General features: G+C 74.3%; 17 protein-coding genes. 14 read left to right on the plus strand and 3 right to left on the minus strand.

Annotation, left to right across the window (positions count from 1 at the left end; all coding sequences use genetic code 11):
* Positions 1–35: 35 nt before the first annotated feature.
* The 7 genes from ABD254_RS12395 (at position 36) to ABD254_RS12425 (ending at position 10,931) form a co-directional block, all read left to right on the plus strand.
* On the plus strand, positions 36–1,661 hold the full coding sequence (locus ABD254_RS12395; RefSeq protein WP_344248723.1) for an extracellular solute-binding protein: 1,626 nt from the start codon (positions 36–38) through the stop codon (positions 1,659–1,661).
* Complete coding sequence (locus ABD254_RS12400) at positions 1,658–3,625, plus strand: DUF2264 domain-containing protein (RefSeq protein ID WP_344248724.1); 1,968 nt, start codon at positions 1,658–1,660, stop codon at positions 3,623–3,625. The genes ABD254_RS12395 and ABD254_RS12400 overlap by 4 nt, the downstream gene beginning before the upstream one ends.
* On the plus strand, positions 3,622–5,859 hold the full coding sequence (locus tag ABD254_RS12405; RefSeq protein WP_344248725.1) for a galactose-binding domain-containing protein: 2,238 nt from the start codon (positions 3,622–3,624) through the stop codon (positions 5,857–5,859). The genes ABD254_RS12400 and ABD254_RS12405 overlap by 4 nt, the downstream gene beginning before the upstream one ends.
* Before the next feature lie 92 nt (positions 5,860–5,951).
* Entirely contained in the window at positions 5,952–7,382 is a 1,431-nt protein-coding gene (locus tag ABD254_RS12410) for a M60 family metallopeptidase (protein ID WP_344248726.1), read from the plus strand.
* Positions 7,382–8,677, plus strand: coding sequence for a Gfo/Idh/MocA family protein (locus ABD254_RS12415; RefSeq protein ID WP_344248727.1), 1,296 nt, complete (start codon positions 7,382–7,384; stop codon positions 8,675–8,677). The genes ABD254_RS12410 and ABD254_RS12415 overlap by 1 nt, the downstream gene beginning before the upstream one ends.
* Positions 8,674–9,741, plus strand: a complete 1,068-nt coding sequence (gene tdh / locus ABD254_RS12420; RefSeq protein ID WP_344248728.1) for an L-threonine 3-dehydrogenase — start codon at positions 8,674–8,676, stop codon at positions 9,739–9,741. Before ABD254_RS12415 ends, tdh begins: the two co-directional genes overlap by 4 nt.
* Complete coding sequence (locus ABD254_RS12425; protein WP_344248781.1) at positions 9,741–10,931, plus strand: glycine C-acetyltransferase; 1,191 nt, start codon at positions 9,741–9,743, stop codon at positions 10,929–10,931. Before tdh ends, ABD254_RS12425 begins: the two co-directional genes overlap by 1 nt.
* Positions 10,932–10,945: 14 nt before the next feature.
* Here ABD254_RS12425 and ABD254_RS12430 read toward each other — a convergent pair whose 3' ends face one another.
* Entirely contained in the window at positions 10,946–11,839 is an 894-nt protein-coding gene (locus ABD254_RS12430) for an Fpg/Nei family DNA glycosylase (RefSeq protein ID WP_344248729.1), read from the minus strand.
* 68 nt (positions 11,840–11,907) lie between these two features.
* On the opposite strand from ABD254_RS12430, the gene ABD254_RS12435 reads away from it, so the two are divergent.
* On the plus strand, positions 11,908–13,713 hold the full coding sequence (locus ABD254_RS12435; RefSeq protein WP_344248730.1) for a proline--tRNA ligase: 1,806 nt from the start codon (positions 11,908–11,910) through the stop codon (positions 13,711–13,713).
* A gap of 17 nt (positions 13,714–13,730) precedes the next feature.
* Here ABD254_RS12435 and ABD254_RS12440 read toward each other — a convergent pair whose 3' ends face one another.
* Positions 13,731–14,834 carry a DUF4439 domain-containing protein gene (locus ABD254_RS12440; protein WP_344248731.1) on the minus strand — a complete coding sequence of 368 codons (1,104 nt, stop codon included), beginning with the start codon at positions 14,832–14,834 and terminating at the stop codon, positions 13,731–13,733.
* A 214-nt stretch (positions 14,835–15,048) separates the two neighbouring features.
* Here ABD254_RS12440 and ABD254_RS12445 point away from each other — a divergent pair, with 214 nt between their 5' ends.
* The 6 genes from ABD254_RS12445 (at position 15,049) to truB (ending at position 21,832) form a co-directional block, all read left to right on the plus strand.
* Positions 15,049–15,651, plus strand: a complete 603-nt coding sequence (locus ABD254_RS12445) for a ribosome maturation factor RimP (RefSeq protein ID WP_344248732.1) — start codon at positions 15,049–15,051, stop codon at positions 15,649–15,651.
* A 2-nt stretch (positions 15,652–15,653) separates the two neighbouring features.
* Positions 15,654–16,721, plus strand: coding sequence for a transcription termination factor NusA (gene nusA, locus ABD254_RS12450; protein ID WP_344248733.1), 1,068 nt, complete (start codon positions 15,654–15,656; stop codon positions 16,719–16,721).
* A gap of 159 nt (positions 16,722–16,880) precedes the next feature.
* Positions 16,881–17,093: a YlxR family protein gene (locus ABD254_RS12455; RefSeq protein WP_425553762.1), complete on the plus strand. Its 213-nt coding sequence runs from the start codon at positions 16,881–16,883 to the stop codon at positions 17,091–17,093.
* 183 nt (positions 17,094–17,276) lie between these two features.
* On the plus strand, positions 17,277–20,165 hold the full coding sequence (infB, locus tag ABD254_RS12460; RefSeq protein ID WP_344248735.1) for a translation initiation factor IF-2: 2,889 nt from the start codon (positions 17,277–17,279) through the stop codon (positions 20,163–20,165).
* Positions 20,166–20,283: 118 nt separating this feature from the next.
* Entirely contained in the window at positions 20,284–20,742 is a 459-nt protein-coding gene (gene rbfA, locus ABD254_RS12465; RefSeq protein ID WP_344248736.1) for a 30S ribosome-binding factor RbfA, read from the plus strand.
* Positions 20,743–20,863: 121 nt separating this feature from the next.
* Complete coding sequence (truB, locus tag ABD254_RS12470; RefSeq protein ID WP_344248737.1) at positions 20,864–21,832, plus strand: tRNA pseudouridine(55) synthase TruB; 969 nt, start codon at positions 20,864–20,866, stop codon at positions 21,830–21,832.
* A gap of 10 nt (positions 21,833–21,842) precedes the next feature.
* On the opposite strand, the gene ABD254_RS12475 is transcribed toward truB, so the two are convergent.
* Positions 21,843–22,991 (minus strand): ABC transporter permease, encoded by a 1,149-nt coding sequence (locus ABD254_RS12475; protein WP_344248738.1) that lies wholly within the window; start codon positions 22,989–22,991, stop codon positions 21,843–21,845.
* Positions 22,992–23,092: the final 101 nt, after the last annotated feature.

Raw genomic sequence — 23,092 nt, forward strand, 5'->3', positions numbered from 1 at the left:
CCGCCACGATCCTCACTACGAACGGAGCACCACAGATGTCTGCCGCGATCTCCGCCTCGGCCCTGTCGCGCCGAAACTTCCTCGGGCTGGCCGGTGCCGGGGCCCTCGCCGTGACCCTGGCCTCCTGCGGGACCCGCTCCGAGGGCACCGGCCAGGTCTCCAACGCCGAGGACGCCCTCCTCCCGAAGCACGTGCCGCTCCAGGGGCTGACCCCCGACCTCCCGGGGACCGCCGACGGCGTCCCGCCCGGCTTCTTCTCCTACCCGGAGCCGTTCCGGTCGGTCAGCGACGTCCCGCTGACCGGGGAGACGATCAGCGCCATCTCGATGTTCTTCGCGACGGTGCCCAACGGCCGCGCCGACAACCCCGCGTGGCAGGAGGTCGAGAAGCGGCTCGGCGGCACGCTCGACATCAACGCCGTCTCCGACGCCGACTACGAGTCGCGGTTCTCGACCACCGTCGCCGGCGGGGACCTTCCGGACATGATGCTGTACGCGACCACGATGCAGGACCACGCGGGCTTCCTGGACAAGGCGTGCGAGGACCTCACCCCGCACCTGGGCGGCGACGCGATCGAGGCGTACCCCAACCTCGCGGCGATCCCCGAGCTGTTCTGGGAGCAGTGCGTCATGGCCGGGAAGCTCTACTACCTCCCCATCCCGCGCGCCGTGACGGGCGGTTCCGGCTTCTTCAACGCGAAGCGGCTCGAGGAGGTCGGCGTGACCGACACCGCCGAGATCGCGGACGCCGACACGTTCTTCGACCTGCTCGGCGAGCTGACCGACCCGTCGCGCAACCGGTGGGCGCTCGGGTCCACCAGCTTCGGGCTGACGCCCTTCCGCCACGTCTTCCGCGTGCCCTACGAGTGGCGGGTCGACGGCGGCAAGCTCGTCAAGGACTTCGAGACCGACGAGTACCTCGCGATGATCGAGTACGTCGCGGGCGTGCGCGAGGCGGGGTACTTCGTCCCGGGCTCGGAGGCCTGGGAGAAGAACCAGATGGTCAACAAGTTCGTCGGCGGCCAGACCGCGATCATCTACGACGGCCTCCCCGGGTACGCCACCTACGCGCCCTCGGCGAGCGACACGTTCGCGCCGGCCCCGTTCGTCCCGTTCGGCCACGACGGCGGCGCCGCCCAGACCCACCAGGACAACGTCCTGTTCAGCCCGGTCATGCTCAAGAAGGGTGAGCCCGAGCAGATCGAGCGGGTCCTGCGGGTCGCGAACTTCCTCGCCGCTCCGTTCGGTTCCGAGGAGTACCTCCTGCTCAACTACGGCGTCGAGGGCGTCGACTACGACATGGACGCGGGCAACAACCCGATCCCGACGGACCGCGGGCTGTCCGACGTGGCCGTGCCGTGGAAGTACCTCGCCGCGCCGCAGCAGGCCGTCTACTTCCCCGGCCACGAGGACCAGACCCGGGCCGTGCACGGCGGGTACTCCGCCCTGATCCCGATCTCGGTGCCCAACCCCGTCGCGAGCATCTACAGCCCCACCAACACCGACAAGGGCGGAACGCTGTCGCAGCCAGTCTCCGACACCGCCCAGGAGGTCATCGCCGGCCGGAAGACGATGAAAGACCTCGAGAAGGCGATCGCGACCTGGGCGTCCAAGGGCGGCGACACCATCCGCGGCGAGTACGAGCAGGGCCTCGCGGCGTGACCCGCTCCCTCCGGCTGCCAGGAGCCGACGCCCTCGCCGCCCCGGTCACGGGCTGGACCCGGGACCACTGGTCGGGCGTCGCGGACCACTGGCTCGGGTGGGTCCGGGACCACGCCTCGCCAGGTCGCGCGCTCCCGCGACTGCCGGGCCGGGTCACCCGCGACGGCGAGCGCCGGGAGAGCATGGAGACGGTCTGCCGCAGCATGGTCCTGGCCGCCGCCCGCATCGCGGGTGCGGCACCGGACGACGCCGCGGCCGCCGCCATCGCCGCCTGGTACCGCGACGCCCTCGTCGCCGGGACCACGCCGGGCGGGCCGGAGGAGTGGCCGCTCGCCGTCACGTGCCGTCCGCCCCTGGTCGGCCTGACCCAGCCGCTGGTCGAGACGGCCAACGCGGCGTTCGCGCTGCATCTCGCCCGGGCGCGCCTGTGGGACCCGCTGGCGCCGGCGGAGAAGGATCAGGTCGCCCGGTGGCTGCGCCACCACGCGCGCCTCGACGCCTGGGAGAACAACTGGCAGCTCTTCCCCGCGATGGCGGAGGGGTTCCTCCGCTCCGTCGGGGAGGAGACGCCCGGGCACGGCGCGCGCCGCGTGGCGCGCGTCGAGGGCTGGTACGTGGGCGACGGCTGGTACACCGACGGCCCCGAGCACCGGTTCGACTACTACAGCGCCTGGGCCATCCACCCGTATCTGTGGGCCTGGTACCGGATGAACGACGCGACGGGCACCGCCGAGGGCGAGCGGCACCTCGAGCGGCTCGCCGCGTTCACCGCGTCGTTCGAGCGGTTCGTCGCGCCGGACGGGGCGCTGCTGCACGTGGGGCGGTCCCTCACCTACCGCACGGCCGCGCTGGCGGCCGGCTGGTGCGCCGAGATCTCCGGCGTGTCCCCGCTGGCCCCGGGCCGGTGGCGGCGCCTCGCGTCGGGCGTGCTCAAGGACTTCGTCGACCACGGGGTCGGCACCCACGGCCCGCCCTCGCTCGGCTGGTACGGGCCGCACGACGGCACCACCCAGTCGTACAGCGGCTTCGGGTCGCCGTACTACGCAGGCGTCGGGTTCCTCGGGCTGGCGCTGCCGCCCGAGGCCGAGGTGTGGACCGCCGTCGAGCAGGACGGCGAGGTGGCCGACGACGTCATGCCCCTCCGTGACCTCGGGTGGACGGTCGTGCGCGCCGGCGGCGTGAGCCGGCTCGTGAACCACGGGTCGGACCACGGCACGATGGCGTTCGACCCGACCCCCGACGTGGACGACCCGCACTACGCCAAGCTGTCCTACTCCACGCACACCGCGCCCGGCACGGGGGAGGCGTTCGCCGCGAACGTGGACGGCCACCTCGCGATCCTCGACGCGGACGGGACGGCCTCACGCCGCACCCACCTGCGCGGGATCCGGGTCGACGGCCCCGTCAGCGGCTCCGTGCACCTGCCGCACCTCGACCGCCGGCCGGTCCCCGGCGCCGCCGTCCGCACGGTCAGCGTGGTCCACGGGCCGTGGGAGGTGCGCTGCCACCTCGTCCGCACGGCCCAGGAGCGGACCGTGCGCGAGGGCGCGCACGCCGTCGCGGCCGACGCGCCGCCGGAGTCGGGCACCTGGGCCGGCGGGGGTCGCTGGGCGCGGGGCGCCCGTGGCGTGCTCTCCGCCGTCGCTCCGCTGCACGGGTACGCGGGCTCCGGCCTGCGCCGCGACGAGGGCACCAACGCCCTCGGCACCTGCTCCGCCACGCCGTACGTCACCGGCACGCAGCCGGCCGGCGACCACGTCCACGTCGCGCTCCACCTGCTCCGGCTCGATCCCGGCTCGACGGCGGAGGACCTCGCGTCCGCGGACCTGGACGACGTCGTCGACGTCGCCGTCGAGGGCACCGCCGTGCGGGTGCGCTGGGCCGACGACGGCGCCGAGACCACCACCGACCTCGCCTCGTTCGTCCCCTGGGACGGCGCGACCGCACCAGAAGGGCCCCGATGACCGCCCCCACGACCGACACGACCGGCCTGGCGGTGCCCGTGGTGCTCCGCGTCGCCCCGCACGAGTCGCTCCCGGAGACCGCCGACCGGCTCGCCTCGGCGCTCGCGGAGCAACCCGACCGGGACGTCGAGGTCCGCCTGGCCGCCGGGACCTACCGGCTCGCCGAGCCGGTGCGCCTCGGCCCCGAGCACTCTGGCGACGAGCGCCGGACCGTGACGTGGTCCGGGCCCGGTGCGCTGCTCTGCGGAGGCGTTCCGCTCCGGTGGCGCCCCGGCGACGACGGGCGCTGGCTGGCGACCGTCCCGGACGGCATCACCCCGACCGACCTGTTCGTCGACGGCCGCCGCAGCCCCCGCGCCCGCAGCGCCCCGCAGCCGGCGCACGTCAGCTTCGCGGTGGAGGCGGGCCTCACCGGCGCGCGGGCGTTCGGCATCGACCGGTGGACGCGCCCGGAGGCCGTCACGTGCGTCGTCAAGGTCCGGTGGCGCACGTTCCACCTCCCTGTCGCCGGGGTCGAGGGGGACGTCATGACGTTCCCCGAGCCGTGCTGGACCAACGCCACGGGAGGCACCGGGCGGGTCGGTCCGTACTGGGACACCACCGCCGTCGACGGGCGCCAGTTCGCCGGGGGCATCGTCGTGGAGAATGCGATCGAGCTCCTGACCGAGCCCGGCGACCACGTCTGGGACCCCGTCGCGCGGACCGTCACCTACCTGCCGCTCCCCGGTCAGGACCTGGAGGGGTCCGACGCCGTCGTGCCGGTGACCGAGAACCTGCTCGTGCTCGACGGGGCGGCCCACGTCCGGCTCGAGGGCCTGGCGTTCGCCCACGCCGCCTACGCGCAGAGCGTGACCGACGAGGGGTACATCGGCGCGCAGGCCGGCCTCACCCTGACCGGCCCCGAGGGCCCGGAGGACATGGCGGGCCGCTTCTACACCAAGCCCGCCGCGGCGCTGGTGGTCCGGCGCGGTCGCCACGTCACGGTCGAGGGCTGCACGTTCACCAGGCTGGCAGGCGCGGGGGCCGTCCTGGAGCACGGCACCCGGGACAGTGCCATCACCCGGTCGCGGTTCGAGGACGTCGGGTCGGGCGCGCTCTACGTCGGAGACACCGAGCCGCGCCCGGGCGCCGACCTGCAGTCGGTGGGCAACACGGTGAGCCGCTGCGTCGTGCGCCGCGCCGGCGAGCGGTACACGGACGCGGTCGGCATCTGGGCCGGCTACGTGGCCGGGCTCACCCTCGACCACAACACCCTCGAGGACCTGCCGTACTCCGGGATCTCGCTGGGCTGGGGCTGGAACCAGCCCGAGGTGCGCGAGAGCGTGCTCCGGGACAACCGGGTCACGGCGAACCGCATCACCGGCGTGATGCGCGCGGCCTCCGGCATGCACGACGGCGGCGCGATCTACACGCAGGGCGCGCAGCCCGGGACGGTCGTGGCCCGCAACCACATCGACCGGTCGGGCTACGGCGGGACGCAGCGCGACGGGAACGGGATCTATCTCGACGAGCAGTCCTCGCACCTTCGGGTCGAGGAGAACGTCGTCACGCGCGTCGGCTACAAGTGGCTCTCGAACTGGGCGTCGTACGGCGTCCGTAACCGGTCGCGCGGCAACTGGACCGACACGGACGCGCCCGCGCTCGGCGGCGAGGGCTCGGGCTCGGACGGCGACCACCTCCGGCTCGACGCCCTCCCGCCCGAGGCGCTCGCGGTCGCGGTCGCCGCCGGTGCGGAGGCCGACGAGACCGTCTGGCCAGGCGCCGTCGACCTCGCGCGCGGGTGCGCGGCGACGCAGTCGTCGGTGGCCGCGAGCACCGCCCGCACCACGGAGGACCTCTCGCGCCTCGCCGAGGGCCAGTCCGACGGCGCGCCGGAGGTCGCGTCCCGCCAGGACGCCGCCGCCGTCGCCCTGGACCGGGACACCAGCACGGACACGGCGACGGCCGACGAGCGCGGCTCGTGGTGGCGCGTCGACCTCGGCGCAGAGCGCGCCGTCGGCGCGGTCGAGCTGTGGAACGCCGAGTCGATGGCCACGCGGGAGGTGGTCGTGGAGCTCGCGGACGAGGCCGGCGACGTCACCGCCAGCGTCGCCGTCGACGGCCTCGTGCGGCGTCCGACCGTCGTGGAGGTGGGCGCCACGGGCCGGTACGTGACGGTCCGCCGCGCGCACGGCGCGGTCGCGCTCTCGTCCGTCGCCGTCCGACCGGGTGACCACCCGATCCCTCGCCGGTGAGCGTGCCGGCTCCGAGAGGCTCGGCAGCACCCGACCCGCGTACCCCAGCCCGCGAACGACTCCCCATCCGCAGAACGAAAGGACGCACCACGATGTCGAGCACCCCGCAGTCCCGTTCCCTCTCGCGCCGGAGCGTGCTCGCCGGCGCCGCCGGGCTGGGCGCCACCGCCCTGCTGGCGACCCAGGCTCCCCGGGCCGAGGCGATGTCGGCGGCGACCGCCGGTCGCACCCAGTTCGTGGCCGCCGAGGTCTCGGCCCGCGACGTGGAGATCCTGCGCACGTACCAGTCGCTGTCCGCCAGCGACCTGCACCCCACCGGCTACTACCTCCCGCCGAACGTCGAGCTGACGGTCACCGTCGCCGCGAACAGCGCCGCGGAGGGCGCCAGCATCGTCGTCGGGGCTCCGGACGCCGAGGTCGACGTCGAGAAGCGCGCCTCGCGCACGTACCCGATCACCGGTCGGCGGGTCACGATCGCCGACCCGTACGGCGGCCCGGTCTACTGGAAGGTGCTCGGCAGCAAGGGATACCTCAAGGCCACCCTGGGCCCGACGGCGCAGCCGATGCCGTTCTTCATCTACGGGCAGACCACCGAGGACGAGTTCCAGAACCAGCTCGACCGGCGCGAGACGCCGTACGTGCAGCTGGTCAGCGCGCACGCGATGCTCAGCATCCAGCGCGAGGCGGCCCTGCGGTGGCGCGGCGAGAACCACGCCCAGCTGATGGAGACCTGGGAGGAGATCGTCCGGATCGAGGACAACGTCGCCGGCCTCGACGACAAGACGCCTACTCACGCCCGGCTGACCCACCGCTACCACTTCGTCACGCGCGCGGAGAGCATCGCGAACGTGGGTGCGTTCGCCACCCACGGCCACATGCTGTTCCCGGCCCCGATCCAGGACCGGCTGCTGACGGTCGAGGCGTTGCGGCTGCGCGGCTGGGGGCCGTACCACGAGCTCGGCCACCAGCACCAGCAGACCGTGTACAAGCCGACCGACCTCACCGAGGTGACGGTCAACCTCTACTCGCTGGCGGTGAACGCGGCCTTCGCCAAGTACGGGCAGGCACCGCGGCTGCACGTGCCGGAGAACGACGGCGTGCCCGTCTGGGAGTCCGCGCCGCCCAAGATCGGCACCCCCGACGTCGACTTCCTCACCACGTTCACCGTGATGGAGAAGCTCGTGATGTTCGAGCAGCTGCGCCTGGCGTTCGGGGACCAGTTCCAACCGGCCGTGCACAAGCTGGTCCGGGAGGAGCAGCCCGACTCCGGGGACTACTCGGACAACGACTACCGGCTCGGGATGCTGGCGTTGTACTACTCCAAGGCCGCGGGGCGCGACCTGCGCACGTTCTTCGCCCGGTGGGGCCTGAGGTACGACCCGTCGTTCGACGACCGGATCGCCGCGCTCGCGCTGCCGGAGCCGGAGGTGGACCCGACGACCTTGCGCGACGACGACGGCGCCGCCCTCGCCGCACAGGTGCTGGCCTCGCCGCGCCTGCGGCGCGCGAACGGCCTGGTCTGATGGGGACGACCCCGGGGGCACCGACGGACCTGAGGATCGCCGTCGTGGGCTACGGCCTGCGCGGGAGCGTGGCGCGCGAGGCGCACCGGCCCGGCGACGGCTCGGTGGTCGCGGCGGTGTGCGACCCGAGCGAGACGGCGCTGGCCAAGGCGGGCGCGGACTTCCCGGGCGCCCTGCTGACGACGGACCTCGACGAGGCCCTGGCCGGCGTCGACGCCGCGATGGTCCTGACCCCGGACGACCGGCACGTCGGGCCGACCCTGCGGGCGCTGGAGGCCGGCGTCGCGGTGTTCTGCGAGAAGCCGCTCGCCACGTCGCTCGAGGACACCGACGCCATGCTGGCCATGGCCCGCCGCACCGGGAGCAGGCTGTACGTGGGCCACAACATGCGGCACATGCCGGTCGTGGTCCTCATGCGCGAGCTCGTCGCGGCCGGGCGCATCGGCGAGGTGAAGGCGGTCTGGTGCCGGCACTTCGTGGGCCACGGCGGGGACTTCTACTTCAAGGACTGGCACGCGGACCGGTCCCGGTCGGTCGGCCTGCTGCTGCAGAAGGGCGCGCACGACCTGGACGTCATCCACTGGCTCGCGGGCGCCTACTCCGCGCGGGTGCAGGCCGTGGGGGCGGCGAGCCTGTACGCCGGCCTGACCGGGCGGCGGGACCGCTCCGGCGAGCGCATGCCCGACTGGTTCTCCCTCGACAACTGGCCCCCGACGGAGCAGGAGGTGCACCCGGTCGTCGACGTGGAGGACGTCTCGCAGGTGAACATGCTGCTGGGCAACGGGGTGCTCGCGTCGTACCAGCAGTGCCACTTCACGCCCGACTACTGGCGCAACTACACCGTGATCGGCACGCACGGGCGGATCGAGAACATGGGCGACACGTCGGGGGCCGAGGTGCACCTGTGGGACCGCCGGCACCGCGGTCGGGCCGAGCCGGACGAGGTGTTCGTGGTCCCCGAGGCGTCGGGCGGGCACGGCGGGGCGGACGTCGCGCTGGTGTCGGAGTTCGTGCGGTTCGTCGCCGAGGGCGGGACGACGTCGACCTCGCCGGTGGCCGCGCGCGAGGCGGTCGCCGCGGGGATCCGCGCGACGGAGTCGCTGCGCGGGTCGGGGTGCGCCCTCGACGTCCCGCTGCTCGACCCCGAGGCCGTGGCGTACTTCGACGCCGGGCAGCCGGGCGCGCGGGTCGCCTCGCGAGTTGCCGCCGCGGATCCGGATCGTGAGACAGTTCCCCCCGTGATGACGCAAGCGACGACGCGCGCGACGACGGGTGCCGGGGAGATTACTGCATGAGAGCACTGTTCAAGCCCGGCCCGGGTCCCGGGCTGGAGCTCGTGGAGCGGCCGGAGCCGACCGCGGGGATCGCCGACGTGAAGATCCGCGTGCTGCGCACCGGCATCTGCGGCACGGATCTGCACATCGAGCGCTGGGACGACTGGGCGGCCTCCACGATCGCCGCGCCCCTGGTGCCCGGGCACGAGTTCGTGGGCGAGGTCGTCGAGGTGGGCGAGCTGGTGCACGACGTCGCCGTGGGCGACCTCGTCTCCGGCGAGGGTCACATCGTCTGCGGGACGTGCCGCAACTGCCGCGCCGGGCGCCGCCAGATGTGCATCCGCACCCAGGGCCTCGGCCTGCATCGCGACGGCGCGTTCGCCGAGTACGTCGTCCTGCCGGCGACCAACGTGTGGGTGCACCACGCCGACGTCGACCTCGACGTGGCCGCGGTCTTCGACCCGCTGGGCAACGCCGTGCACACCGCGCTGGCGTTCCCGGTCATCGGGGAGGACGTCCTCGTGTCCGGGTGCGGTCCGATCGGCCTCATGGCGATCGCCGTGGCCCGGCACGCGGGCGCGCACCTCGTGGTCGGGACGGACGTCAGCCCGGCCCGGCTCGAGATGGCGAAGGCGATGGGCGCCGACGCGGCGCTCGACGTGCGCACCGCCCGGGTGGCCGACGCCCAGCGGGAGCTCGGCCTGCGCGAGGGCTTCGACGTGGGCTTCGAGATGAGCGGCGCGCCGGGGGCGCTGCCGGAGATGATCGCGAACATGAACCACGGCGGGCGCATCGCGATGCTGGGCCTGCCGTCGGAGCCCGTCGCGGTCGACTGGGGCACGGTCGTGACGCACATGCTCACCCTCAAGGGGATCTACGGCCGCGAGATGTTCGAGACCTGGCAGGCGATGGACTCGATGCTGCGCACGAGCGCCACGCTGCGCTCGGCGATCGCGTCGGTGGTGACGGACCGGCTGCCGGCGAGCCGCTGGGCCGACGGCTTCGCGGCCGCGGCGTCGGCGCACGGCGGCAAGGTGGTGCTCGACTGGACGGACTGGTCGGGCGACGGGAAGGCGGCGCGGTGATGTACGGGACGTTCCAGGAGCACGTGGCGAGCCAGCTCGCCGAGATCGACCGGGCGGGTCTGACCAAGCACGAGCGCGGCATCGCCGGGCCGCAGGGGGCTCGCATCCGGGCCGACGGCGCCGAGCTGCTCAACTTCTGCGCCAACAACTACCTCGGCCTCGCCGACGACCCGCGCATCCTCGCCGCCGCGCGCGACGCCCTCGACACCTGGGGCTACGGGCTGGCCAGCGTGCGGTTCATCTGCGGTACCCAGGACCAGCACACCGAGCTCGAACGGCGCCTGGCCGGCTTCCTCGAGACGGACGACGCGATCCTGTTCTCGTCCTGCTTCGACGCCAACGGAGGAGTCTTCGAGACGCTGTTCGGGCCGCAGGACGCGATCGTCTCCGACGAGCTCAACCACGCGTCGATCATCGACGGGATCCGGCTGTCCAAGGCGGCCCGCTTCCGCTACCGCAACCGGGACATGGCGGACCTCGAGGCGCAGCTGACCGCGGCCCGCGACGGCGGCGCCCGGCACGTCGTGATCGTCACCGACGGCGTGTTCTCGATGGACGGCTACCTCGCCCCGCTGCGCGAGATCTGCGACCTGGCCGACCGCTACGAGGCCCTGGTGCTGGTCGACGACTCGCACGCGGTGGGGTTCATGGGCCCCGGCGGGCGGGGCACGCCCGAGCTGTGCGGGGTGGCCGACCGGGTGGACATCCTCACCGGCACGTTCGGCAAGGCCCTGGGCGGGGCGTCCGGCGGGTACGTCGCGGCGCACTCCGAGATCGTCGACCTGCTGCGCCAGCGTGCGCGGCCGTACCTGTTCTCCAACACGCTCGCGCCCATGATCGTGGCCGGCACGCTCACGGCGCTCGACCTCGTCGAGCGCTCGGGCGACCTGCGGGCGCGGCTGACCGAGAACGCCGCCCTGTTCCGCCGGCTCATGACCGACGCGGGCTTCGACCTGCTGCCCGGCGAGCACCCGATCGTCCCGGTGATGTTCGGCGACGCCGTGCTCGCGGCGCGCACGGCCGACGCGATGCAGCAGCGCGGCGTGTACGTCACGGCGTTCAGCTACCCGGTGGTGCCGCGCGGCAAGGCCCGGATCCGGGTCCAGCTGTCCGCCGCGCACACGCCGGAGCAGGTGCGCGCCTGCGTGGACGCGTTCGTCGCGTCGCGCCAGGCGGTCGCGAGCGCCTGACCTGCGCGGACGGGCTACTTCAGCAGCCGCGACATCCGGCGGTCGGCGAGGACCTGGCCGCCCGTCTGGCAGGTGGCGCAGTACTGGAGCGACCGGTCGGCGAAGCTCACCTCGCGGACGGCGTCCCCGCACACGGGGCAGGGCAGGCCGGTGCGGCCGTGCACGCGCATGCCGGCGCGCTTGGCGTCCTTGAGCTCGGCGGCGGGCTTGCCCGACGACGTCGCGACCGCGTCGCGCAGGGTGGTCACGGTCGCGTCGTGCAGTGCCCGGACCTCGTCGTCGGTGAACGACCGGGAGAGCTTGAACGGCGAGAACCGCGCGACGTGGAGGATCTCGTCGGAGTAGGCGTTGCCGATGCCGGCGATCGCGCGCTGGTCGCGGAGCAGGCCCTTGACCTGCTGGTTCTTCGCCTCGAGGAGGGCCGCCACGGCGGCCGGGGTGAAGGCGTCCGACAGCGGGTCGACCCCGAGCGTGCGCACCTGCTCGATCTCCTGCGGGTCGCGCACGACGTGCACCGCCAGCCGCTTGCGGGTGCCGGCCTCCGTGAGGTCGAAGCCCGACCCGTCGTCGAGCCGCACGCGCAGCGCGAGCGCGGGACCGCGCGACGACCCGCCCATCCGCGGCCTGACGGGCGTCGTCGGCGCCGTCTCCTTCCAGCGCACCCACCCGCCGCGGGAGAGATGGAACATCAGGTGGATCCGGTCCCCGTCGCCGGCCGCGGCGCTCATGTCGAGCCACTTGCCGTGGCGCGTCCAGCCGGTGACGGTGCGCCCGACGAGCGCGGTGACGGGCGGGTCGAAGGTCTTGAGAGCGGCGATGGCGGCGACGTCGGCGGCGACGACGGCGTGCCCGGTCGTGCGCTCGGCGAGGAACTCGGCCAGCGCCTGGACCTCCGGCAGCTCGGGCATGGGCCCATGCTGCCCGCAGTCGCCGACACCGACAATCGCTGCGTCGGCGCGCCGTTAGGCTTGCCCCCATGTCGATCGCGTCCGCCCGCCAGCACAAGGGCGACCTGCTCCGCCTGTCCCGCCTCTTCGTCCGCACGCTGCGCGAGGACCCGGCCGACGCCGAGGTCGCCAGCCACCGGCTGCTCGTGCGTGCGGGCTACATCCGCCGCGCGGCGCCCGGGATCTACACGTGGCTCCCGCTCGGCCTGCGGGTGCTCGCCAAGGTCGAGGGGATCGTCCGCGAGGAGATGGACGCGATCGGCGCGCAGGAGGTGCACTTCCCTGCGCTGCTGCCGCGCGAGCCCTACGAGGCGTCCGGCCGCTGGACGGAGTACGGGCCCAACCTCTTCCGCCTGCAGGACCGCAAGCAGGCCGACTACCTCCTGGCGCCCACGCACGAGGAGATGTTCACCCTGCTCGTGAAGGACCTGTACTCGTCGTACAAGGACCTGCCCCTGGCGCTGTACCAGGTCCAGACCAAGTACCGCGACGAGGCCCGCCCGCGCGCCGGCCTGATCCGCGGGCGCGAGTTCATCATGAAGGACTCCTACTCCTTCGACGTCGACGACGCCGGGCTGGACGCCAGCTACGCGAACCACCGCGGCGCGTACCAGCGCATCTTCGACCGCCTGGGCTTCGAGTACGTCGTCGTCTCCGCCCACGCGGGTGCGATGGGCGGGTCGCGGTCGGAGGAGTTCCTCGCCAAGTCCGCGATCGGCGAGGACACGTACGTCGAGTGCCGCACGTGCGGGTACGCGGCCAACGTCGAGGCGGCGCGCCTCCCGGTGCCGGAGCCGGTGCCCTACGACGGCACGCCCGCGGCGCACGCCGAGGACACGCCCGGCACGCCCACCATCGACTCCCTGGTCGACCACCTGAACGAGCGTTTCGCGCGCGCCGACCGCCCGTGGACCGGCGCCGACACCCTGAAGAACGTGCTGTTCCGTCTGACGCACCCGGACGGCCAGGTCGACGCGATCGCCATCGGCGTCCCGGGCGACCGGGAGGTCGACGTCAAGCGCATGGAGGCGGCGTTCTACCCGGCGGAGTTCGCCCCGTTCGGCGACGAGGACTTCGCGGCGCACCCGGAGCTCGCGAAGGGCTACATCGGCCCCGGCGCGCTCGGCGAGGAGAGCGCCTCGAAGATCCGCTACCTCGTCGACCCGCGGGTCGTGTCCGGCTCCCGGTGGGTCACCGGCGCGGACGAGCCCGGCCGGCACGTGATCGACCTGGTCGCGGGCCGGGACTTCACCGCCGACGGCACCATCGAGGTGGCCGAGGTGTGGGCGGGAGACCCGTGCCCGAACGGCGACGGCGTCCTCGAGACCGCGCGCGGGATCGAGATGGGCCACGTGTTCCAGCTCGGCCGCAAGTTCGCCGAGGCGCTCGACCTCAAGGTGCTCGACGAGAACGGCAAGGCCGTGACGGTCACGATGGGCTCGTACGGCATCGGGGTCACCCGCGCGGTCGCCGCCATCGCCGAGGGCAACCACGACGAGAAGGGTCTGGCGTGGCCGGCGCACGTCGCGCCCGCGCACGTGCACGTCGTGGCGACAGGGAAGGGCTCGGACGTCTTCGAGGCCGCCGAGCGGATCGCGACGGGCCTGACCGACGCCGGCGTCGAGGTGATCTACGACGACCGGCCCAAGGTCTCGCCCGGGGTGAAGTTCGCGGACGCCGAGCTGCTGGGCGTGCCGCTGCTGGTCGTCGTCGGGCGCGGTCTCGCCGACGGCGTGGTCGAGGTGCGCCCGCGCGCGGGCCAGGCGGAGCAGGTGCCGGTGGCCGATGCCGTCGGCGTCGTCGCGCGGCGCGTCGAGGAGCTGCTCGGCGCCTGAGCCGCGGCCCCCTCGCGCTACTCCTGCTCGGGGAGGCCCGGGAACGGTTCGGGCTCGGCGCCCCAGTCGTCGAGCCCGACCGCCGCGTCCACGAGCAGGTCCACCAGCACGCCGCGGGTCCCGGCGGCGGTCGTGCCGACCAGCGTGGCGTAGTCGGTGGCGAGCCCGTCCTCGAGGGTGCGCACCAGCGCCTTGTCCCCCTGGTCGTCGACCCGCGGCACGGTGTACGCGGCGCGGCGCGGGTCCTGCGCGCTGTCCTGCGTGCCGGCCACGAGGGCCCAGCCGAGGGCGCGGTCGTCGTGGGCTCCCGCCCGCGCGAGGAGGCGTGCGCGCCGGGTGCCGTCCGCGATCGCGGCGCGCAGCCGCAGGGCGTAACCGGTGGCGTCCTCCGAGGCCACGAGCGTGCTCAGCTGCTCTGCGGTGAGCCCCTCGGGGACGGCCTCCGCGGTGTTCGTCGCGTCGGCGGACGGCATGGGCGACGCCTCGGCCGACGGCGTCCCGCCCGGCGTCGCCTCCTCGGCCGCCCGGCCCTCGCCGGTGGGCTCGGGGACCTGCGGGTCGAGCGGCTCCGGCCCGGCCACATCCGCGAGGTCCGCCAGCCGTCCGGCCGACACGGTCTGGGCGGCGCCGACCGACGCGAGCAGGCGGGCGAGGGGGCCGTCGGTGGTGGTACCCGCCGCGGTCCGGCTGCGGGCGGCGGCGTCCACGAGCGCCTGCACCACGTCGGGCACGTTGCCGGACTCCTGCGACGGCGAGCCCGCCGGGCTGCCCGTCGGCTCGTCGGTCGCGAGGCCCGAGTCGTAGACGCCGCCGAGCTCTGTCGCCTGGACGCGCGAGTCGGCCGCGATCCGGGTCAGCTCCGTGATCAACCGCTCCCGGCCGGAGGGGGTCGCCTCCAGCGCGGCCTCGGCACGCTCGGCGACGAGCAGCGCGTCGGAGACCGCGGTGCGCCGCACGATCTCGAGGGCGTCCGGCACGGGCTCGGCCACCGGCGGGGCCTCCAGCCGCACGCCGCACCCGGCGGTCAGCCCGGCGACCAGGAGCACGCCGAGCACCGCCGACGAGCGCCGGCGACGGTGCCGGCTCCGGCCGGCCGGTCCGGGGGAGTGGTGCGCGTCCATCGAGCCCGATGATGTCACGCCCGCGGCGGGCGGGTGGAGTGCCGCCACCGGCGGGTGTGACGTTCGTCCGGCGGGGCGCCGTCGGGTGCCCCAGGGGCCCGTTGCGGTTCGTGCGGTCCGCCAGGTTCGTTACGCTGGACGCTGCACAACGACACACCGGCCGCGGGACGTCCCGGCGCGGGGAGCACACGGCGTGAACCCACGGGAGGCAGCGATGGCAACGCAGCACGGCCGCACGACGGCGGAGGCGGTGCGGGCGGTCGTCGCACCGGTGGTCGACGGCGCGGGGCTCTTCCTCGAGGACGTCGCGGTGACCCGCGCGGGGAGCCGGTCCGTCGTGCGCGTCACCGTCGACCTGCCGGAGGACGCCGTCGGCAGCCTCGACTCCGACACCCTCGGCGACACCTCCCGCGCGCTGTCCGCGGCGCTCGACGAGCGGGACGTGGTGAACGGCGCCTACACGCTCGAGGTCTCGACGCCCGGCACCTCGCGACCGCTCACCGAGGTCCGCCACTTCAGGCGGGCCCGCACGCGGCTGGTCACGCTCCGGCTGCACGACGGCGCGACGGTCTCCGGCCGCCTGGTCGACGTCGCGGACGGTGCGGCAGACGGCGGGACCGACGCGGCGTCCGACGCCCTGCTGGTGCTCGACGACGGCTCGCGCGTCCGGGTCGCGGACGTGCGCAAGGGCAAGGTCGAGGTCGAGCTCAAGCGGCTCGACGCCGACGAGGGCGACGGCCCGGGCGGGGCGGACGACCCGACTGCGGGCGAGACTACTGACGACACCACGGGCTCCGCCCGTCACGAGGAAGGCTGACGATGGACATCGACATGGGCGCGCTGCGACTGCTGGAGCGGGAGCGGGACATCAGCCTTGACGTCCTCGTCGCCGCCATCGAGCAGGCGCTCCTCTCGGCGTACCACCGCACCCCCGACGCGTACTCGCACGCGCGGATCGAGCTCGACCGCCGGTCGGGCCACGTGACCGTGTGGTCGCGGGAGGAGATCCGCACCCCGGACCCCGAGGACCCCGAGGCCCGCCCCACGGTGGAGCTCGGCCCCGAGTTCGACGACACCCCGGCCGACTTCGGACGGATCGCCACGGCGACCGCCCGCCAGGTCATCGTCCAGCGGCTGCGCGACGCCGAGGACGACCAGGTCCTCGGTATGTTCCGGGGCAAGGAGGGCGAGGTCCTCGCCGGCACGATCCAGCAGGGCCGCGACCCTCGCGTGGTGCTCGTCGACGTGGGCGGCACCGAGGCCGTGCTGCCGCCGCACGAGCAGGTGCCGACCGAGGAGTACGTCCACGGCGAGCGGCTGCGCGCCTACGTGGTCGAGGTGTCCCGCGGCATGAAGGGCGCTCAGGTCACGCTGAGCCGCACCCACCCGGGCCTGGTCCGCAAGCTCTTCGAGCTCGAGGTCCCCGAGGTCGCGGACGGCTCGGTGGAGATCACGGCGATCGCGCGCGAGGCCGGGCACCGCTCGAAGGTCTCCGTCCGCTCCAAGGTGACCGGGCTCAACGCGAAGGGGGCGTGCATCGGCCCGATGGGCGCGCGCGTCCGCGCGGTGATGGCCGAGCTGCACGGCGAGAAGATCGACATCGTCGACCACAGCGACGACCCGGCGCGGTTCGTGGCGAACGCGCTGTCCCCGGCCCGTGTGAGCTCCGTCACCGTCGTCGACGCCGACGCCAAGGCCGCGCGGGCGGTCGTGCCCGACTACCAGCTGTCCCTCGCGATCGGCAAGGAGGGGCAGAATGCCCGACTTGCTGCAAAGCTCACCGGGTGGCGGATCGACATCCGGTCGGACGAGGCCGCGCCCGCCGACGGCCCGGAGGCGGCCGGCGACGCAGGTGACGCGGCGGTGTCCCGCGGGGACGTGGACTGAGGCCGGTCACGGCACGTGCCACGTCGCGCTAGACTGTCAGGGACCGGGCCACGCGCCCAGGATCCGACCTCCCCTCGTGCCACCCCGGGATCGACCGGGCCGGTGCGGACGTGTGTCGGGTGCCGGGAGCGTGACCTGCGGTCCGCTCTCCTGCGGCTGGTGCTCGAGCCGTCGGACGACGAGCGCCGGGGCGAGCCCCGCGTCGTCGCCGACGTGCGCGCGTCCCTGCCGGGGCGTGGCGCCTGGATCCACCCGACGTCCGCCTGCCTGGAGCTCGCCGTTCGACGGCGGGCGGTGCCGCGCGCGTTGCGCGTGGCCGGCCCCCTCGACCTGACGGGGATCCGGGATCATCTGGAGCAGCCGGGCCGTTGAGCCCTCCGGTCGGAGCCGCGCGCGGCCCCGGCCTTCGCGACCGAGCATGCTCGGCCGCAACCACACGAAGTCGACAAGGAAGCGGGTCAGAAGCCGATGGGCACCCGATGAGTCCCGTGCGATGAGTACTCAGTACTAACGACGGTCCTGCCTGTCTCGCAGGAGGGCCGAGACAGGAGAGACGTGCCGAAGATCCGCGTACACGAGCTGGCCAAGCAGCTCGGGGTGGAGAGCAAGACCCTGCTGGCCGAGCTGAAGACGTCCGGCGAGTTCGTCCGGTCGGCGTCCTCGACGCTCGAGGCACCGGTCGAGCGCATGATGCGCGACAAGTTCAAGGGCGCCGCGCCCGCGGCCGGCGAGTCCAAGGCCGCGCCGAAGGCGGCGACGCCCGCGAGCCCGGCGCGGACGGCTCCCAAGCCCGCGCCGCAGCAGACGCCCCAGCCCGTCGTCGAGCAGGCCCCGGCCCCCGCCGCGCCGGCCGTCGAGGCACCGGCCGCGTCGGCCGCGCCCGCCGAGGCCCCCGCGGCCCCGGCTCCCCAGCCTGCCGCCGGTGCGCGGCCGTCGGGCGCGAAGCCCGGTGGGCCCACGCCCGGCCCGCGTCCCGCAGGGCCCAAGCCCGGCGGCTCGGCGCGCGACGGTGGTCGTGACGGCGGCCGCGAGGGTGGCCGCGACGGCGCCCGCGACGGCAAGGGCCGTCAGGGCACCTCGCGCCCGGGCAACAACCCGTTCGCCTCCAGCCAGGGCATGCCGCGTCCGGGGCAGCGCTCCGGCGGCCCGCGTCCGGGCAACAACCCGTTCGCCTCGAGCCAGGGCATGCCGCGTCCGGGGCAGCGCCCCGACCGTGGCGGCGAGGCCACGCAGGAGCGCTCCGGCGGTCCGCGCCCCGGCGGCCCCCGTCCGGGCGGACCCCGCCCCGCGGCGCCGCGTCCGGGCGGTCCGCGCCCGAACCCGGGCATGATGCCGGGCAAGACCTCGATGCCGCGTCCCGGCGAGCGTCCGGCGCCCGCCGGCGGCGGCCGCGGCGGCCGTGGCGGTGGCCCCGGCGGCGCCCCCGGTGGCGGCGGCGGTTTCCGTCCCGGTGGTGGCGGCGGCTTCGCCGGCCGTCCGGGCGGCCGTGGTGGCGCGGGTCGTGGTTCCACGCAGGGCGCCTTCGGGCGCGCCGGTGGGCGTCCCGTCCGCGGGCGGAAGTCGAAGCGCGCGAAGCGCCAGGAGTTCGAGCAGATGCAGGCGCCGTCGCTCGGCGGCGTGCAGGTCCCGCGCGGCAACGGCGAGACCGTCATCCGCCTGCGGCACGGCTCCTCGCTCAACGACTTCGCCGACAAGATCGACGCCAACCCCGCGTCGCTCGTCACGGTGCTGTTCCACCTCGGTGAGATGGCGACCGCGACGCAGTCCCTCGACGAGGACACCTTCGCGACCCTGGGGGCCGAGCTCGGCTACCAGATCGAGATGGTCTCCGCGGAGGAGGAGGACCGGGAGCTGCTCGGGTCCTTCTCCATCGACCTGCAGGCCGAGGAGGCCGACGAGTCGGACGAGGACCTCATGGCGCGTCCGCCGGTCGTGACCGTGATGGGTCACGTCGACCACGGCAAGACCAAGCTCCTCGACGCGGTCCGCTCCACGGACGTCGTCGCGGGCGAGGCCGGTGGCATCACGCAGCACATCGGTGCCTACCAGGTGCACGCCGAGCACGAGGGCGTCGACCGCGCGATCACCTTCATCGACACCCCGGGTCACGAGGCGTTCACCGCCATGCGTGCGCGTGGTGCCAAGGTGACCGACATCGCGATCCTCGTGGTCGCCGCCGACGACGGCGTCATGCCGCAGACGATCGAGGCGCTGAACCACGCCCAGGCGGCGAACGTGCCGATCGTGGTCGCGGTGAACAAGGTGGACAAGGAGGGGGCCAACCCCGCCAAGATCCGCCAGCAGCTCACCGAGTACAACCTGGTGGCCGAGGAGTACGGCGGCGACACGATGTTCGTCGACGTCTCCGCCCTGCAGCGCAAGGGCATCGACGAGCTGCTCGAGGCCGTCCTGCTCACCGCGGACGCGGCGCTCGACCTGCGGGCGAACCCCGACAAGGACGCGCGCGGCGTGGCCATCGAGGCGAACCTCGACAAGGGCCGCGGCGCCGTGGCGACCGTGCTGGTCCAGTCCGGCACGCTCCAGGTCGGCGACGCGATCGTCGCGGGCACGGCCCACGGCCGCGTGCGCGCCATGTTCGACGAGCACGGCGAGTCCGTGACCGAGGCCGGGCCGGCGCGCCCGGTGCTCGTGCTGGGTCTCGCGTCGGTGCCGAGCGCCGGCGACACCTTCCTGGTGGCGCCGGACGAGCGCACCGCCCGTCAGATCGCGGAGAAGCGCGAGGCCGCCGAGCGTGCCGCCCTCCTGGCCAAGCGCCGCAAGCGCATCAGCCTCGAGGACTTCACGCAGGCGCTCCAGCAGGGCAAGGTCGAGACCCTCAACCTGGTCCTCAAGGGCGACGTCTCCGGTGCCGTGGAGGCGCTGGAGGACGCGCTGCTCAAGATCGACGTCGGCGAGGAGGTCCAGCTCCGCGTCATCCACCGCGGCGTCGGCGCCATCACGCAGAACGACGTCAACCTGGCCACGGTCGACAACGCCGTGATCATCGGCTTCAACGTGAAGTTCGGTGAGCGCGTCGAGGACCTCGCGGACCGCGAGGGCGTCGAGGTCAAGTTCTACTCGGTCATCTACAAGGCGATCGAGGACGTCGAGGCAGCGCTCAAGGGCATGCTCAAGCCGGAGTACGAGGAGGCCCAGCTGGGCACCGCGGAGATCCGTCAGGTCTTCCGTTCCTCGAAGTTCGGCAACATCGCGGGCTCGATCATCCGGTCGGGCACGATCAAGCGCAACACCAAGGCGCGCGTGCTGCGCGACGGCAAGATCGTCGGGGACGACCTCACGATCGAGTCGCTGCGTCGCGAGAAGGACGACGTCACCGAGGTCCGCGAGGGCTTCGAGTGCGGTATCGGTCTCGGGTCGTTCAACGACGTCACCGAGGGCGACATCATCGAGACCTTCGAGATGCGCGAGAAGCCGCGCGCCTGACGGTCCCACCGCCAGACCGAGATCGACGGCGCCCCGCCGCCCGCCGCGTGCGGAGGCGGGGCGCCGTCGTCGTCAACAGCCGGCACCGACCGCCGGTGCCGAAACGAGGGAGACATTCATGGCCGACCGGCCCGTAAGCCCGCGTGCCCGCAAGCTGGCGGACCGCATCAAGGAGATCGTCGCGCAGCTGCTCGACACCCGGATCAAGGACCCGCGCCTGGGCTTCCTGACGGTCACGGACGTCCGCGTCACCGGCGACCTGCAGAACGCCTCGGTGTTCTACACGGTCTACGGCTCGGACGAGGACCGGGCCGGGACGGCCGCTGCGCTGGAGAGCGCCAAGGGCCTGATCCGCTCCGAGGTCGGCAAGCAGACCGGCATCCGGCTGACGCCCACGATCGAGTTCCACCTCGACTCGGTGCCCGACACGGCGGCCCACCTCGACGCCGCGCTGCTCGAGGCGCGCCGCCGGGACGCCGAGCTCGCCGCGCTGCGCGAGGGCAAGGGCTTCGCCGGCGAGGCGGACCCGTACCGCAGGCCGGAGGACGACGAGGACGACGAGGCGGGCGACCGCTGAGCCACGCGCGCCGGGCCCGCGTCGGCGCCGCTCGCCGGTCTCGGCGTGGAGCCGCGACCGGTGCTCACCAAGGCACGGCTGGACGCCGCGCGGGCCTGACGCCGCGCGCAGGAGGGAACCCATGAGCACCCGCACGCCGGCGCCGCACCGCGAGCGCCGACCGACGGCACCCGACGGCCTGCTCGTCGTCGACAAGCCGGCGGGCTGGACGAGCCACGACGTCGTCGGCAGGTGCCGACGGCTGGCCGGCACGCGCAAGGTCGGCCACGCGGGCACGCTCGACCCGATGGCGACGGGCGTGCTCGTCGTCGGCGTCGGCCGGGCGACGAGGCTGCTCACCTACGTCGTGGGCGCCGACAAGGCGTACGACGCGACGTTGCGGCTCGGGGTGGGCACCACGACCGACGACGCCGAGGGCGAGGTCGTGGCCGCGCCCGGCGTCGGCGACGGCCTTGACGAGGAGGCCCTCGCCGCGCAGGTCGCCGCGCTCACGGGGGACATCCGGCAGGTGCCCACCACGGTCAGCGCGATCAAGGTCGACGGGAAGCGGGCGTACGCGCGCGCCCGTGCGGGCGAGGACGTCCAGCTGGCCGCCCGCCCGGTCACGGTGAGCTCGTTCGAGGTGCTCGCCACGCGCGCCGCCTCCAGTCCCGACGGGGTGCCCGTGCTCGACGTGGACGTGTCCGTCGTCGTCTCCTCCGGCACGTACGTGCGCGCGCTGGCCCGGGACCTGGGCGCGGCGCTCGGGGTGGCCGGGCATCTCACCGCGCTGCGGCGCACGCGCGTCGGCGGCTACCGGCTCGATGCCGCGCGGACGCTCGACGAGCTCGAGGCCCAGGCGGACGCCGACGGCGTCCTCGCGACGCTCCCGCTCGCCGACGCCGCCCGCGCCACGTTCCCCGTGCGCGACCTGTCGGCCGACGAGGCGCGCGCCCTCGGCTACGGGCAGTGGGTCGCCCCCAGCGGGACCGCCGGGACCGTCGCGGCGATCGGGCCCGACGGCGTGCTGGTCGCGCTCCTGGAGGACACCCGGCGCCGGGGCGAGGCGCTGGCGAAGCCCGTGCTCGTGCTCGCCCCGGCCGGCGGCTGACGCCGGCGGATCAGGGATGGGCGTGCTCCGCGCGGTGCGCGGCGTGCTCGAGCGCCTCGTCCTGCAGCGCCTCCGCGTCGGGCTCGGCGCCGCCGGCCGTGCGGAAGTGCCCGACCAGGGACAGCAACACCCCGGCGCCGGCCCACAGGCCGAGCGCCGTCCACGCGGCCGCGGCGCTCGCGTCCGGGAAGTAGGACAGGTCGCGCAGCAGCGTGCCGCCGGCGCCGGGCGGGAACCACTGGCCGATCGCGCCCCAGCTCCAGGGCAGGAACTCCGGCGGCATCGTCGCGCCGGAGATCGGGTTGGCCACGAGCATCATCGTCACGGCGCCGACGGCGATGCCCGCTCGGCCCAGGACTGCGACGAGTCCCGTGATCGGTGCGGCGATCGCCGCGAGAGCCAGCGCGATCGCCGCGGCGTTCCACCACCAGTCGCCCTGCAGCGAGCCGAACCAGCCCTGCATGATCGCGGTGAGCACCAGGCCGCCCACGACGGCGTACACGCCGACCGCGAGGATGCGGCGACCGGCGCCGATCACCGCCAGCGAGATGCCGATCCCGCCGGCCATCCCGCCGAGGACGAGCGGGAAGAGCGCGGCGGCCAGGCCGGTGCCTCGCGGGTCCTCGTCGGACAGTGGCACGACGTCGGTCACCGTGACGGCGGGCAGGGCGGCGTCGGACGGCGGTACCACCCCCTGGGCGGCCGCCTCCTGGAGGCCTGCCACGGCCTGTGCGGTGAGCTGCTGCTGCAGCTGCGCCGCGAGGCCGGTCATCAGCTGGTGCGTCGCGGTGCTGGCCGCGGACGCCGTCAGCACCTCGGGTGTGCCGTCGACGCCCAGGACGACGGCGCCGTAGACGTCGCGGGTGCGGATCGCCTCGACGGCCGCGTCGCGGTCGTCGACCTGGCGCAGGTCGACGGCGCCGGGCTGCTGCTCGTCGAGCGCGGCGCGGACGGACTCGACCGCGGGCTGCGGGCCGGCGACGGCGACCGGCAGGTCGTGCGGCTCGGCGGTCACCGAGGGCCAGGAGAAGGCGAGCACGACGACGGCGACGAGGGCGGCGACGGCCAGGCCGACCGCGACGACGCGACCCCACGGGGTGTGGGGGACGGGGGAGGGCGCGGCGCGGTCGGGCGACGACGCGGCGGGTGCGGTGACCATGGTGTTCCGTCCGGAGGCTCGGGGACAATAAAAAACGAATGTTCGTTCTCTGTCGAGAGAGTGCGCCCGAGGGCCTAGGCTTGTCAACCGTCCGCGACCGC

The sequence above is a fragment of the Isoptericola hypogeus genome (assembly GCF_039531145.1).
GTDB classification, from domain to species: Bacteria; Actinomycetota; Actinomycetes; order Actinomycetales; family Cellulomonadaceae; genus Isoptericola; species Isoptericola hypogeus.

Excerpts from the sequence above, each read along its gene's own strand:
- ABD254_RS12445 (WP_344248732.1), top strand. The coding sequence starts at position 15,049 with ATGGCAACGCAGCACGGCCGCACGACGGCGGAGGCGGTGCGGGCGGTC.
- ABD254_RS12430 (WP_344248729.1), bottom strand. The coding sequence starts at position 11,839 with ATGCCCGAGCTGCCGGAGGTCCAGGCGCTGGCCGAGTTCCTCGCCGAG.
- ABD254_RS12435 (WP_344248730.1), top strand. The coding sequence starts at position 11,908 with ATGTCGATCGCGTCCGCCCGCCAGCACAAGGGCGACCTGCTCCGCCTG.
- tdh (WP_344248728.1), top strand. The coding sequence starts at position 8,674 with ATGAGAGCACTGTTCAAGCCCGGCCCGGGTCCCGGGCTGGAGCTCGTG.
- ABD254_RS12405 (WP_344248725.1), top strand. The coding sequence starts at position 3,622 with ATGACCGCCCCCACGACCGACACGACCGGCCTGGCGGTGCCCGTGGTG.
- nusA (WP_344248733.1), top strand. The coding sequence starts at position 15,654 with ATGGACATCGACATGGGCGCGCTGCGACTGCTGGAGCGGGAGCGGGAC.
- truB (WP_344248737.1), top strand. The coding sequence starts at position 20,864 with ATGAGCACCCGCACGCCGGCGCCGCACCGCGAGCGCCGACCGACGGCA.
- rbfA (WP_344248736.1), top strand. The coding sequence starts at position 20,284 with ATGGCCGACCGGCCCGTAAGCCCGCGTGCCCGCAAGCTGGCGGACCGC.
- ABD254_RS12440 (WP_344248731.1), bottom strand. The coding sequence starts at position 14,834 with ATGGACGCGCACCACTCCCCCGGACCGGCCGGCCGGAGCCGGCACCGT.
- ABD254_RS12475 (WP_344248738.1), bottom strand. The coding sequence starts at position 22,991 with ATGGTCACCGCACCCGCCGCGTCGTCGCCCGACCGCGCCGCGCCCTCC.
- ABD254_RS12415 (WP_344248727.1), top strand. The coding sequence starts at position 7,382 with ATGGGGACGACCCCGGGGGCACCGACGGACCTGAGGATCGCCGTCGTG.
- ABD254_RS12425 (WP_344248781.1), top strand. The coding sequence starts at position 9,741 with ATGTACGGGACGTTCCAGGAGCACGTGGCGAGCCAGCTCGCCGAGATC.
- ABD254_RS12410 (WP_344248726.1), top strand. The coding sequence starts at position 5,952 with ATGTCGAGCACCCCGCAGTCCCGTTCCCTCTCGCGCCGGAGCGTGCTC.
- ABD254_RS12395 (WP_344248723.1), top strand. The coding sequence starts at position 36 with ATGTCTGCCGCGATCTCCGCCTCGGCCCTGTCGCGCCGAAACTTCCTC.